The 12,384-nt window shown below is 53.1% G+C and carries 12 protein-coding genes; 9 read left to right on the top strand and 3 right to left on the bottom strand.

Annotation, left to right across the window (positions count from 1 at the left end):
• The first annotated feature begins 36 nt into the window (after nt 1-36).
• Nucleotides 37-258, top strand: a complete 222-nt coding sequence (cspD, locus tag H0248_RS15275; RefSeq protein WP_010277240.1) for a cold shock-like protein CspD — start codon at nt 37-39, stop codon at nt 256-258.
• Between the two features lie 113 nt (nt 259-371).
• On the opposite strand, the gene H0248_RS15270 is transcribed toward cspD, so the two are convergent.
• A complete protein-coding gene (locus H0248_RS15270; RefSeq protein WP_180786548.1) occupies nt 372-2,036 on the bottom strand; it encodes an ATP-dependent endonuclease in 1,665 nt (554 codons plus the stop codon).
• Nucleotides 2,037-2,525: 489 nt separating this feature from the next.
• Here H0248_RS15270 and hcp point away from each other — a divergent pair, with 489 nt between their 5' ends.
• From hcp to H0248_RS15255, 3 genes are all read left to right on the top strand, one after another.
• On the top strand, nt 2,526-4,178 hold the full coding sequence (hcp, locus tag H0248_RS15265; RefSeq protein WP_039287019.1) for a hydroxylamine reductase: 1,653 nt from the start codon (nt 2,526-2,528) through the stop codon (nt 4,176-4,178).
• Nucleotides 4,179-4,311: 133 nt separating this feature from the next.
• Nucleotides 4,312-5,337, top strand: a complete 1,026-nt coding sequence (gene hcr, locus H0248_RS15260) for an NADH oxidoreductase (protein WP_180786547.1) — start codon at nt 4,312-4,314, stop codon at nt 5,335-5,337.
• A gap of 200 nt (nt 5,338-5,537) precedes the next feature.
• Nucleotides 5,538-6,974: a DUF2867 domain-containing protein gene (locus tag H0248_RS15255; protein ID WP_180786546.1), complete on the top strand. Its 1,437-nt coding sequence runs from the start codon at nt 5,538-5,540 to the stop codon at nt 6,972-6,974.
• Here H0248_RS15255 and H0248_RS15250 read toward each other — a convergent pair.
• A complete protein-coding gene (locus tag H0248_RS15250) occupies nt 6,971-7,798 on the bottom strand; it encodes an N-acetylmuramoyl-L-alanine amidase (RefSeq protein WP_180786545.1) in 828 nt (275 codons plus the stop codon). The genes H0248_RS15255 and H0248_RS15250 overlap by 4 nt on opposite strands.
• Before the next feature lie 61 nt (nt 7,799-7,859).
• Nucleotides 7,860-8,183: a heavy metal-binding domain-containing protein gene (locus H0248_RS15245; RefSeq protein ID WP_014915058.1), complete on the bottom strand. Its 324-nt coding sequence runs from the start codon at nt 8,181-8,183 to the stop codon at nt 7,860-7,862.
• 206 nt (nt 8,184-8,389) lie between these two features.
• On the opposite strand from H0248_RS15245, the gene artP reads away from it, so the two are divergent.
• The 5 genes from artP (at nt 8,390) to artJ (H0248_RS15220) (ending at nt 12,270) form a co-directional block, all read left to right on the top strand.
• On the top strand, nt 8,390-9,118 hold the full coding sequence (artP, locus tag H0248_RS15240) for an arginine ABC transporter ATP-binding protein ArtP (RefSeq protein WP_308415666.1): 729 nt from the start codon (nt 8,390-8,392) through the stop codon (nt 9,116-9,118).
• Nucleotides 9,119-9,138: 20 nt separating this feature from the next.
• Nucleotides 9,139-9,870 (top strand): arginine ABC transporter substrate-binding protein, encoded by a 732-nt coding sequence (artJ, locus tag H0248_RS15235; protein ID WP_039472655.1) that lies wholly within the window; start codon nt 9,139-9,141, stop codon nt 9,868-9,870.
• Nucleotides 9,871-9,881: 11 nt separating this feature from the next.
• Nucleotides 9,882-10,598, top strand: a complete 717-nt coding sequence (gene artQ / locus H0248_RS15230) for an arginine ABC transporter permease ArtQ (protein ID WP_180786543.1) — start codon at nt 9,882-9,884, stop codon at nt 10,596-10,598.
• A complete protein-coding gene (gene artM, locus H0248_RS15225; RefSeq protein ID WP_010277266.1) occupies nt 10,598-11,266 on the top strand; it encodes an arginine ABC transporter permease ArtM in 669 nt (222 codons plus the stop codon). Before artQ ends, artM begins: the two co-directional genes overlap by 1 nt.
• A gap of 272 nt (nt 11,267-11,538) precedes the next feature.
• Nucleotides 11,539-12,270 carry an arginine ABC transporter substrate-binding protein gene (gene artJ, locus H0248_RS15220; protein WP_180786542.1) on the top strand — a complete coding sequence of 244 codons (732 nt, stop codon included), beginning with the start codon at nt 11,539-11,541 and terminating at the stop codon, nt 12,268-12,270.
• Nucleotides 12,271-12,384 lie beyond the last annotated feature (114 nt).

The raw sequence follows: 12,384 nt of genomic DNA, 5'->3' as shown, positions 1-12,384 counted from the left end.
TACTGAAAAGAATACTCTTGCGAAGGATGTCAATGCATGGAGACAGGTACTGTTAAATGGTTCAATAATGCCAAAGGGTTTGGTTTTATCTGTCCAGAAGGGGGCGGTGACGATATCTTCGCGCACTACTCAACTATTCAAATGGATGGCTACCGGACTCTGAAAGCCGGACAGGTTGTCAGGTTTGATGTTCATCAAGGGCCGAAAGGCAATCATGCCTGTCTGATCGTCCCGCAAGTCGCCGAGGCCGCATCCTGACCCCTGCTACACCCTACATGTCTACTCAGAACACGCTACGCTAAACCGTAAAATGACTATAATGCGACAAATGCCGTTCGTTATATCGAACGGCATTTTTTTATTTGTATCCCCTAATCCGCCCGCCCGCGGGCCAGCCACAGCACGCGGGAAAACATGCTGCGAATAAGCGGTGGGATTGCCTCGCTGCCCATCGCTGCGGCTTCCATCGCGACTTCAATCGCCAGATCGGGCTTGGATGACCGGTGGATAGCCTTGATGATGATTTTATGCATCGAGAGTGGCACTTTTTCCGGCAACTGCGCGATGCGGTGATAAACGTGGCTGAATCCCTCACGATACATGTAGTGTTCCATGTCCGATGCGGGCAAGACGGTCAAATGATCGCGCTCGCTCTCATCCTGTACGGTTAACATGCTTTTCGCCGTCGCGGCATATTTTTTCCCCGCATCGTCGCCATCGACCAGCACATGCCATTCAATCCCCATACGACGTGCGAACCTCAGCAATGGTCGGAGCCCAGACTGAGCAAATTCAATCACTTTCACCCCTTCCGCCTCAAAATGATGCCCACATTGGCGCGCCAGTTCATTCAGCATCCACACTTCGGTTTCCCCTTCCACCAGCAGCCAGCAGCGGGCAAAGAGTGACGCAGGTCGATTCATACGAATATGAAACGCAATGCGTCGGCTATCTTCCGCACTCATACCCTGACGACCAATCCGGTATGTCGCCACCCGTGAGGATTCCCGCACCAGGCGGCACACCTGCTCCATCGGCACCAGCGACAGCAGTTCGCCTGAATTCGTTGTGGTGACCTTTTGGAGTGGTAACTGCACCAAAAGCCCCCAGGCGACGGATAGCATAATCGGGTGCAGCCGGGTTTCCGGGTCTTCAATCAGCAAGAGCGGACGCGCATGGGGATCCAAGGGCACCGACCCTTTCGCCTGTAACAGCGTAGAAAATAATTCCAGCAGGATAATCCGGCGACTGCGGCTATTGGGGTCGGCAATCAGGCGATTGATGTTATCCAGCGATCGCCACGATTTACCATTATGTGTTCGCGCATGCCGATGATGGCGCCGGTCATTACCCGTGGCGTTCTGCTCGGAAAAATAGTGCTCCAGCAGTTGCCGCATCGCCACCAGACCCTGACGCAGCTCTTTATCCGTCAGCTTCTGCGGATTTTGCACCAGCTCACGCATCAGTTGCTCGAACTGCTGAGCCAACTTTTCATTGCCGTTATCTAACGTCGCAGCCAGCGTCCCAGAACGCAAACGCCGCATAAAACGCGCATCACGCAGCCGCAGCACCGGATGCAGGCGGATAATTTCTCTGGCCAGTTCATCAATATCATCCAGTGGTATCGGGTGCCCGTCAGCGTCCAGAAAGCTACGCCAGGTGAAGACCGACTGGCTTTCGTCGACCTCACCTTCTAACCGATAAAAAACGCGGTATAGCGATGCTTCGCTCTCCACCCACACGGGGCTCAGCGAACGGTAGCGAGGGGATAAATGATGGCCAGGTGCCGTCTCGCAAAACGTGAAAATAACCTGAAGATGCTTTTCCCGACTATTTTCATCTCCCGGCGTGAAGTGAAAATCCTGCATATCAAAATGGTAAAGCGGCAACGTCGGTGCCAGCAGCAGCGAGAGCGCATCCAGCAGGCTTGATTTCCCCCAGGCGTTCTCACCAATCAGTACGTTGTTCTCGTCCAGCGTCAGCGACAGACGATTGATTCCCCGAAACCCAAGGATTTCAATACTTTCCAGATGCATCGTTCTCTCCTGTAGCTGCTGCCTGCGAGTTTCTGCTGAAAAAATGCTCAATGCATAGAATATCCTGCCAGACAGCACTTTACTCACTCCGATAATTTGTTTAATTTTAATAGATTATCGTTTTTCTTCCCGCCAAGTGTAGCCGATGAATCCCACGATGTTTGTTAATGACAATATTGTTAATGACGGTGTTGTCGACACACGGTTTATGTTTCTGCCGTCTTAACGTCTAGCACCATCGTACACGATTTCTTATTAAGCCTCGCGGCTCCCATATTGATGGCGTTATTTTCTTCATAAGCGCACACTGAACACCGTTTTCCCCCTCGTTTATGGGCTGTGATTGAGAGTGATTTTCATTGCCCATCACCAAACTTGCGCTAAATCAAATTTACCTAAAGTTGCAGTAAAAAAGCCTTTTTACCTGCCTCGGCTAACACTATGCTTTAAACAAGCATTTAAAATGCAACTTAAAAAAAGGAAGTCATTATGTTTTGTGTGCAATGTGAACAAACGATTCGTACCCCTGTTGGAAACGGCTGCTCTTACGCGCAGGGCATGTGCGGCAAAACCGCAGAAACCTCCGACCTGCAAGACCTGCTGGTCGCTGTGCTGCAAGGGCTTTCTGCCTGGGCGCTGAAAGCCCGTGAGTTGGATATCATCGATCACGATGTCGACAGCTTTGCGCCACGCGCCTTCTTCTCTACGTTGACCAACGTTAACTTCGATTCTCAGCGCATTATTGGCTACGCACAGGAAGCCATTACACTGCGCGAGTCATTGGCTGTTCGCTGCCGTCTGCACGATGCCACCGTAACCGTCGATCACCCAATGGCAGCCCTGCAACTGGCAGGTAACGATATTCCGACCTTACTGCAACAGGCAGCAGATTTTGCGCTGGACAGCGATAAAGCCAGCGTGGGTGACGACGTTCACGGCTTGCGCATGCTCAACCTTTACGGCCTGAAAGGTGCGGCAGCTTATATGGAGCACGCCCACGTTCTCGGTCAGTATGACAACGCGATCTATGCCGAATATCATGCTTTCATGGCATGGCTGGGCACACAGCCATCCGATGTTGACACCCTGCTGAACAACGCAATGGGCATCGGTAAAATGAACTTCAACGTTATGGCGATCCTTGACCATGGCGAGACCCATGCTTACGGCCATCCACAGCCGACCTCCGTTAACGTCCGCCCAATTGCGGGTAAAGCGATTCTGATTTCTGGTCATGACCTGAAAGATCTGCGCATGCTGCTGGAGCAAACCGAAGGCACCGGCGTAAATATTTATACCCACGGCGAAATGCTGCCTGCACACGGTTACCCAGAGTTGAAAAAATTCAAGCATCTGGCGGGTAACTACGGCAGCGGCTGGCAGAACCAGCAGACTGAGTTTGCCAAATTCCCTGGCGCAATCGTCATGACCTCCAACTGTATTATCGATCCAAACGTGGGCAACTACGGCGACCGCATCTGGACGCGTAGCATCGTAGGCTGGCCGGGCGTGAACCACCTAGAAGGCGACGATTTCAGCCCGGTTATCGAACAGGCACAGGGTCTGGCTGGTTTCCCATACAGCGAAATCGAGCACATGATCACCGTCGGATTTGGTCGTGAAACGCTGTTGAGCGCTGCGGATACCGTCATCGATCTGGTTGCACAGAAAAAACTGCGCCACGTCTTCCTGGTTGGCGGATGTGACGGTAGCCGTGAAGAACGTAGTTACTTCACGGACTTTACGCTGAACGTTCCACAAGACTGCCTGATCATGACGCTGGCCTGCGGTAAATACCGTTTCAACAAACTGGACTTCGGTACGCTGGAAGGCCTGCCGCGTCTGCTGGATGTCGGTCAATGTAATGACGCCTACGCGGCCATTATTCTGGCCGTTAAGCTGGCGGAGAAACTGGGCTGTGGCGTGAACGATCTGCCGCTGAGTCTGGTGCTGTCCTGGTTTGAACAGAAAGCGATTGTCATCCTGCTAACCCTGCTGTCCCTCGGCGTGAAGAATATCTACACCGGGCCAACGGCACCGGGCTTCCTGACGGACAACCTGCTTGCCATTCTGAACGACAAATTCGGTATGCGAGCGATTACCACCGTTGAACAGGATATGAACACCATTCTGGCCGCTTGATGAATCAATGCGGACGGAGGAGAGCGTTCCTCGTCATGCAGCGTGAGGCATTGATGCCTCACGCTAAGCCCACTGTCTTATGGGCCGCCATTTTTACACGCTTCACCGTACCCGTTTGTTATGGAGATTGATTATGACCATGCCCGCACTACAGATTGGGCCGACACCGCTGTGTTCTAACCGCATGCAGGTACATTCGATTACTCAGGAAACGCCTGATGTCTGGACGATTTCACTGGTTAATCATGATTTTTATCCGTATCAGCCGGGTCAGTATGCGTTAGTCAGCATTGCCAACAGCGCGGAGACGCTACGGGCTTATACGATTTCTTCTTCACCAGGCCTCAGCCGTTTTATTACCTTGACGGTAAGAAGACTGGACGACGGTGTCGGTTCCCGCTGGCTGACCCAAGCGCTGAAAGTCGGTGATTATCTGTGGCTGTCCGATGCACAGGGTGAGTTTACCTGCGCCAACGCGGTCAGCGATCGCTACCTGATGGCGGCGGCAGGCTGTGGCGTCACGCCGATTATGTCGATGTGCCGTTGGCTGCTGGCAAACAAACCGCAAACCGATATCCACGTTATTTTCAATGTGCGCAATCCGCTGCAGGTGATCTTCGCCAAAGAATGGCAGGATCTGGTACAGCGCTATCCGCAGCAGTTGCATCTAACGCTAATGGCAGAGTTTGACGCTGCGCCCAGTTTCCTCTCAGGACGCATCAGCGGCGACCTGCTGGTCGAACACGTACCGGATATCGCCAGCCGCACCGTGATGACCTGCGGCCCAGCACCGTACATGAACCAGATTGAAACCCTGAGTCAGCAGCTTGGCGTTGCCTCAAACCGCATCTTCAAAGAACAGTTCCGCCCGGCAAATGACGTGCTGGATGAAGATGCCGATCAGCTCACGCTAACCATCAGCCGTCCGCTGAAAAACCTGCGCGTTCCGGTAGGCATCAGTCTGCTGGCCGCACTGGAAGCCAATAAGGTACCGGTTGTCGCCGCCTGCCGCGCCGGTGTTTGCGGGAGCTGTAAAACCCGCGTGCTATCCGGTAATTACACCACCAGCAGTACCATGACGCTAACACCAGCCGAGATCGAACAGGGCTATGTTTTGGCCTGTAGTTGCCAGTTGCAAGGCGACACCGTTCTGGCCTGATACGCCCGCGTTTTACCCCCTTCTGCCCGTTAGCCTCGGCTATCGGGCAGGTAGGTCATGTTCAATGACGCTGGGTTTCAGGCGAGTATTAACGCCATAGTTTTCATCGCTTTTGCCCTTTCCCCATTCATCTTTTCCCCATTTGCCTTTTCCAGATTATAGTAAGCCATGGTTATATTTTGCTGTGGAGCCACTGGCACATGACATCCCCCTCAGCCCCGATCCTGATTCTGGGCGCAACTGGCTACATTGGCCGCCATTTAACCGAGCGCTTGAGCAAACAAGGCAACCGAGTCATCGCTGCCGGTCGGAATATCGAATCCCTCGCGTCACGGCATTGGCCGGGCGTCGACTGTCAACAGGTTGATCTCGCTAAGCCAGAAAGCCTGCCTGATGGCCTGTGGGGCGCGGAAACACTCTATTATCTGGTACACAGCATGGGCGACGGCGCGGACTTCGTCGCAAGAGAACGGATGACCGCCATGAACCTGCTGCTGGCACTGACTTCCAGCAACGTAAAACAGATTATTTATCTGGGGTCGCTTCAGGCAAAAAACGATACCTCACCGCACATGCAGGCACGCCAGATTACGGGAGATATTTTACGCAGCAGCGGTATTCCCGTCACAGAGCTGCGTGCAGGCATTATTATCGGTACCGGTTCGGCGGCGTTCGAAATCATGCGTGATATGGTCTATAACCTGCCGATACTGACACCGCCGCGCTGGGTGCGATCTAAATCGTCCCCTATTGCGCTGGAAAACCTGCTGGTGTATCTGATCGGCATCGCACAGCACCCTGCGACAGAAAACCGCATCATGGATGCCGCAGGCCCCGAATACATCAGCTACCAGACCATGTTCGAGCGTTTCATTCAGATCAGCGGCAAGCGCCGGTTGCTGATTCCCGTTCCCATGCCGACGCATCTGGTGTCTGTCTGGTTCTTGCATCTGGTGACCTCGGTTCCTCCCTCCATCGCCCGCGCCCTAATTCAGGGGCTAAAACACGACTTGCAGGCCGATGGCCGCGAATTGCAGGCATTAATCCCACAAACGCTGATGAGCTTTGATGACGCTGTCCGCCTCACGCTGCAAAGCGAAATGGAGAGCGTACAGCAGGCGGACTGGGGCGATGACTCCGAGGTTCGCGCGCGCTGGAAGCCGAATTATGGCTTTTACCCTAAACAGGCGGGCCATACGATGGAGACGCCCGCGTCCAGTCAGGCGCTCTGGCAGGTCATCCAGCAAGTCGGCGGGAAGGAAGGCTATTTTTACGCCAATACACTGTGGAACATCCGCGCCCGGCTGGACGATCTCTGTGGTAACGGCGTGACTTATGGACGCCCCGAGCGCCCGACGCTGGAAGTGGGCGACAAGATTGACGGCTGGAAGGTTATCTCGATCAAGCCACAGCGTCAGTTGGTGCTGCTATTCGGCATGAAAGCACCGGGGCTGGGGAAACTCAACTTTACTATCACGGACAAAGGCACTCACCGAACCGTGGACGTCCGCGCCCGCTGGCATCCTTCTGGGTTCAACGGGCTGGTCTACTGGTTCCTGATGATGCCTGCACATCTGTTTATCTTCCGTGGTATGGCGGCGCGTATTGCGAAAATGGCAGAAAAGGAAACGGTTTAGCGGCCGCCGTATTTCTCCAGCAGCGCGTCGACAAGCGCTTCACTCTGCGCATCGGGCTGGCCTTGATAGTTCTCAGGACGGAAATGCATCTGGAAAGCGGCAATCACCTGCCGCTTCTCACGCGCAGTCATCGTGTCCTGCACCGAGTAGCCATAACGCCCCAGCTTTTCCAGCAGAACCGCGTCATCCACTGGTTGCAACGGCAAACGTCCATTCAAATAGAACGCTACCCGCTGCGCATCCGGCCAGGCACCCACTCCCGCTTGCGCAAGCGCTTTCCAGGGGAAGAGCGGCCCAGGGTCTTGTTTGCGCTGTGGGGCGATATCGCTGTGCGCCACCACGTTCTGCGGCGCAATCTGATAGCGATCAACGATATCGCGGGCGATCGCGGTCACGAGCTGAATCTGCGAAGCGGTAAACGGTTCCCACGTATAGCCGGTTAGCGTCCGCTGATAGCCCGCGTTTTCGATCTCAATGCCAATCGACGAATTATTCAGCCGACTAAATCCACGCCAGCTACTGACTCCCGCATGCCAGGCAGCCTGAGATTCCGGCACCAGTTGCCAAGCAAGTGGCTTACCGTGCTGCAAAGGTGGGTGTGCTGGAACCAGATAATGCGCGCTGACGTGATCATCCGTCAGAATATTCAGCGAGGTGGCAAAGTCTTCCGCCGTATAATGAATCACTAAAAAGCGGATGCGAGACTCCTGAGCCCGCGACTGCAATGCGGTCTCCAGCACATAATTATTCTGTTCTTTCAACGAAGAGGCTGACTGGCAACCTGCCAACAGCCCCAGCACTATGCAGATCATCCATTTCAACATCGTTGTTCCATCGCTTTTTCACACCGTCTCTGGCAGCTTGAAGTATGACGAATATAAGCCACTAGCGGCGAACCTTTACTGCGGTGCCGCTAACGGTCACCATCAGCATGCTGCCGTCCTTCCCAACGGTTTCATAGTCAAGATCGATGCCTACCACGGCATTCGCTCCTAAATCTTCGGCTTGCTCCTGTAACTCTTTGAACGCAATCTGCCGCGCCTTACGCAGCTCTTTCTCATAGGCACCGGAACGGCCGCCGACGACATCGCGGATACTGGCAAAAAAGTCACGGAAGATGTTCGCGCCCAGAATGGCTTCGCCGGTCACGACGCCACAATATTCAGTAATGGTGAAGCCTTCCAGATTCGGCGTAGTGGATAATTGCATGTCGTCTCCTTTCACTGCTATTGGCTATATAGGGCGCGGCTCTGCTGGCCTCGCGATGAGAAAGCACGTGCTCAGCCGTAAGTCACTATTTTGTGCTATTATTTAACCAACAAATCGCTTATTGGCAAATTTTAACCCACGGTGATTGCATAACTATTCTGCCGACGTTAACATTCGCCGCATCAATGTCTATTCAATTCTTACGCATGAGTATTCAACTAAACGGCATTAACTGTTTCTACGGCACATACCAGGCGCTATTTGATATCACCCTCGATTGTCCTGTGGGTGAAACGTTGGTACTTCTTGGTCCCAGCGGTGCGGGAAAGAGCTCTCTGATACGCGTTCTTAATCTGTTGGAAATGCCACGTTCTGGCAAGCTTTCCATCGCCGGTAATCAGTTTGATTTTCAGCGCACGCCATCCGACAGCGCGATCCGTGAATTGCGTCAGAATGTCGGGATGGTGTTCCAGCAATATAATTTGTGGCCGCATCTGACCGTAGTACAGAACCTGATCGAAGCCCCTTGCCGCGTGCTGGGGCTGAGTAAGGAAGAAGCGAAAGCACGGGCAGATAAACTGCTGACGCGCCTGCGCCTCAATGACTTTGCCGATCGCTTCCCTCTTCATCTTTCTGGCGGACAGCAACAGCGTGTCGCAATTGCCCGTGCACTGATGATGGAGCCTCAGGTTCTCCTGTTTGATGAACCGACTGCTGCGTTGGATCCAGAAATTACCGCTCAGGTCGTCAACATCATCCGTGAATTGGCAGAAACTGGCATTACGCAGGTGATTGTGACCCACGAAGTTGAATTTGCCCGTAAAACGGCCAGCCGTGTGGTGTATATGGAAAATGGCCGCATCGTTGAACAAGGGGATGCGACGCACTTTACCCAGCCGCAGACGCCTGAATTCGCTGGTTACTTGTCACATTGATTACTATCAGGAAAATGATAATGAAAAAATTGATTGTTGCAGCCTTATTCGCCGTGGGTGCCGCCTCTGCTAACGCCGCAGATACCATCCGTTTCGCAACCGAAGCCTCCTACCCTCCGTTCGAATTTGTTGATGCCAATAACCAGATTCAAGGTTTTGATATCGATCTGGCCAATGCACTGTGTAAAGAAATGCAGGCAACCTGCACGTTCAGCAATCAGGCTTTCGACAGCCTGATCCCCGGCCTGAAATTCCGTCGTTTTGAAGCCGTCATCGCGGGAATGGACATTACTCCTGAGCGTCAGCAGCAGGTGTCATTCACCCAGCCTTACTATGACAACTCCGCTCAGTTTATTGCTCAGAAAGGGAAAGTGGCCGATATCGCCGCGCTGACGGGCAAACGCGTTGGCGTACAGAATGGCACCACCCACCAGAAATACCTGATGGAAAAGCATAGCGATATCAAAACCGTGCCATACGACAGCTACCAGAATGCCGTGCTGGATCTGAAAAATGGTCGTCTGGATGCCGTGTTCGGTGACACCGCTGTGGTTAACGAATGGCTGAAGCAGAACGATGCGCTGGCAACCGTGGGTCAGAAAGTGACGGATAAAGGTTATTTCGGTATCGGTCTGGGCATCGCCGTGCGCCAGAACAACGATGAGCTGCTGAAAAAGTTCGACACTGCGCTCAACAAAATCAAGCAGGATGGCACTTACGAGACCATCTACAAAAAATGGTTCCAGCAGTAATCTGACGCTCAATGATTGAATTTCAACCTCTTGCAAGCGCCGCCGGGATGACCGTCGGCCTTGCCGTTTGTGCACTGGTGCTCGGCCTCGTGCTGGCGATGCTGTTTGCCGTTTGGGAAACTGTCCGCTGGAAAGCCGTTAGCTGGACGGGAACCGCTGTCGTGACGCTGCTGCGCGGCCTGCCAGAAATTCTGGTCGTGCTGTTCATCTATTTCGGCTCTTCTCAGTTGCTGATGATGCTGGCAGACGGATTTACCCTGAATCTCTTTATCGTGCAGATTCCGGTAAAACTGGATATCGGCATGTTTGAAATCAGCCCCTTCCTGTGCGGCGTGATTGCGCTGGCGCTGCTGTATGCCGCCTACGCATCCCAAACGCTGCGCGGTGCGCTGAAAGCTGTCCCGCAAGGGCAATGGGAATCGGGTCAGGCGCTGGGACTCAGTAAAGCCGCGATCTTTTTCCGTCTGATCATGCCGCAGATGTGGCGTCACGCCCTACCGGGATTAGGCAATCAGTGGCTGGTATTGCTGAAAGATACCGCGCTGGTGTCGCTGATCAGCGTGAACGATTTGATGCTGCAAACCAAAAGTATTGCGACACGGACGCAGGAGCCATTCACCTGGTACGTTGTCGCGGCGGCGATCTATTTGATTATTACGTTGTTAAGTCAGTACGTGATGAAACGCATTGAACTGCGTACCACGCGTTTTGAGCGGAGGCCTTCCTGATGCTCGCTTATTTACCTGAGCTTGTAAAAGGCCTGCACACTAGCCTGACCTTAACGGCGGTCTCCATCGTCGTGGCGCTGGTGTTATCGCTGCTGCTGACTGTGGTGCTGACGCTCAAAACGCCGGTCATCTCGCTATTGGCGAAAGGCTACATTACGCTGTTTACCGGTACGCCGCTGCTGGTGCAAATCTTCCTGATTTACTACGGGCCCGGACAGTTTACCTCTATCCAGCAAATCCCCTGGCTATGGAATCTGCTTTCACAACCGTGGCTGTGTGCGATGGTGGCACTGGCGCTAAATAGCGCGGCTTATACTACGCAACTGTTCTATGGTGCGGTAAAAGCGATTCCCGCCGGACAGTGGCAATCCTGTGCCGCGTTGGGTATGGATCAGAAGCAGACATTACGTATTTTGCTGCCATTTGCGTTTAAACGTGCGCTGTCTTCTTATTCAAATGAAGTGGTGCTGGTGTTTAAGAGTACCTCACTGGCTTACACCATCACGCTGATGGAAGTGATGGGCTACAGCCAACTGATGTACGGCCGGACGTATGATGTGATGGTGTTTGGTGCCGCTGGGATTATCTACCTGTGCGTCAACGGGTTACTGACACTACTGATGCGCTGGGTTGAACGGCGCTCGCTGGCATTCGAACGCCGCAATTAATGCTTATTGCATGTATCCACTTAGAAAGCAGGCTTTGATAGCCTGCTTTTTTATGGCGTGCCATCCCTGGCCGCCCCCCTTACGGGCCATTGCTGACGCAACGTTAAAAATTTCTCCCGGAAATTTTTTATGGCCTGCTGACGTAAAAACATGCAATAAATCGACTTATTAATCATTTTAATTGCATATAAATTCAATCAGTGGCATGGTAATCGCCATGACGTCGGAACCCTTCCGCGCAGTTATATAAGAAAAACAGACAGGAGTAGGTAATGAAAAAATTAGTGCTCGCCACGTTACTGGCAGGAATCACCTTCAGCGCCACCGCCGCAGACACCATCCGTTTTGCATCATCAGCTACCTACCCGCCATTTGAGTCACTGGATGCCAGCAACGAAATCGTCGGTTTCGATATGGATCTGGCGAAAGCGTTGTGTAAGCAAATGCAGGCGACCTGTACGTTCACCAATCAGGCGTTTGACAGCCTGATCCCTGCGCTGAAATTCCGTCGCTATGACGCCGTGATTTCTGGTATGGACATCACGCCAGAGCGCAGCAAGCAGGTCGCGTTCACGCAGCCTTACTATGCCAACTCCGCCGTGGTTATCGCGCAAAAAGGGAAATTCAGCGACTTTGCCGCGATGAAGGGCAAACGCATTGGTATGGAAAATGGCACGACGCACCAGAAGTACATGCATGATAAGCACCCGGAAGTGCAAACCGTCTCTTATGACAGCTACCAGAACGCGGTTCTGGATCTGAAAAATGGCCGTATTGATGGCGTATTCGGTGATACCGCTGTCGTCAACGAGTGGATCAAGGCGAGCCCTGAACTGGCAACGGTTGGCGAACATGTGACTGACGCAGAATACTTCGGCACCGGACTGGGCATCGCCGTTCGTCCTGATGACAAGGCGCTGTTGGAGAAACTGAATAAAGCGTTGGACGCCATCAAAGCGGACGGCACTTATAAAACCATCAACGACAAGTGGTTCCCGCAATAACGTTCGATCTGCGCGGTGTGAATGCACCGCGTTACGATGTCGATAAAGTGCGTAGCGCGGTGATAATGGATAGATCGTAAAGACGCTGTAAATACATCCCTTGTATCTTGAACC

The organism is Pectobacterium brasiliense (genome assembly GCF_013449685.1).
Classification (GTDB): domain Bacteria; phylum Pseudomonadota; class Gammaproteobacteria; order Enterobacterales; family Enterobacteriaceae; genus Pectobacterium; species Pectobacterium brasiliense_A.
Note: the sequence above shows the minus strand (reverse complement) of the source record. Positions and strands in the feature narration are given on the sequence as shown.

What these genes read in the sequence shown, in the direction of transcription:
- cspD (WP_010277240.1), top strand. Translation starts at nt 37, where the DNA reads ATGGAGACAGGTACTGTTAAATGGTTCAATAATGCCAAAGGGTTTGGT.
- H0248_RS15270 (WP_180786548.1), bottom strand. Translation starts at nt 2,036, where the DNA reads ATGCATCTGGAAAGTATTGAAATCCTTGGGTTTCGGGGAATCAATCGT.
- hcp (WP_039287019.1), top strand. Translation starts at nt 2,526, where the DNA reads ATGTTTTGTGTGCAATGTGAACAAACGATTCGTACCCCTGTTGGAAAC.
- hcr (WP_180786547.1), top strand. Translation starts at nt 4,312, where the DNA reads ATGACCATGCCCGCACTACAGATTGGGCCGACACCGCTGTGTTCTAAC.
- H0248_RS15255 (WP_180786546.1), top strand. Translation starts at nt 5,538, where the DNA reads ATGACATCCCCCTCAGCCCCGATCCTGATTCTGGGCGCAACTGGCTAC.
- H0248_RS15250 (WP_180786545.1), bottom strand. Translation starts at nt 7,798, where the DNA reads ATGTTGAAATGGATGATCTGCATAGTGCTGGGGCTGTTGGCAGGTTGC.
- H0248_RS15245 (WP_014915058.1), bottom strand. Translation starts at nt 8,183, where the DNA reads ATGCAATTATCCACTACGCCGAATCTGGAAGGCTTCACCATTACTGAA.
- artP (WP_308415666.1), top strand. Translation starts at nt 8,390, where the DNA reads ATGAGTATTCAACTAAACGGCATTAACTGTTTCTACGGCACATACCAG.
- artJ (WP_039472655.1), top strand. Translation starts at nt 9,139, where the DNA reads ATGAAAAAATTGATTGTTGCAGCCTTATTCGCCGTGGGTGCCGCCTCT.
- artQ (WP_180786543.1), top strand. Translation starts at nt 9,882, where the DNA reads ATGATTGAATTTCAACCTCTTGCAAGCGCCGCCGGGATGACCGTCGGC.
- artM (WP_010277266.1), top strand. Translation starts at nt 10,598, where the DNA reads ATGCTCGCTTATTTACCTGAGCTTGTAAAAGGCCTGCACACTAGCCTG.
- artJ (WP_180786542.1), top strand. Translation starts at nt 11,539, where the DNA reads ATGAAAAAATTAGTGCTCGCCACGTTACTGGCAGGAATCACCTTCAGC.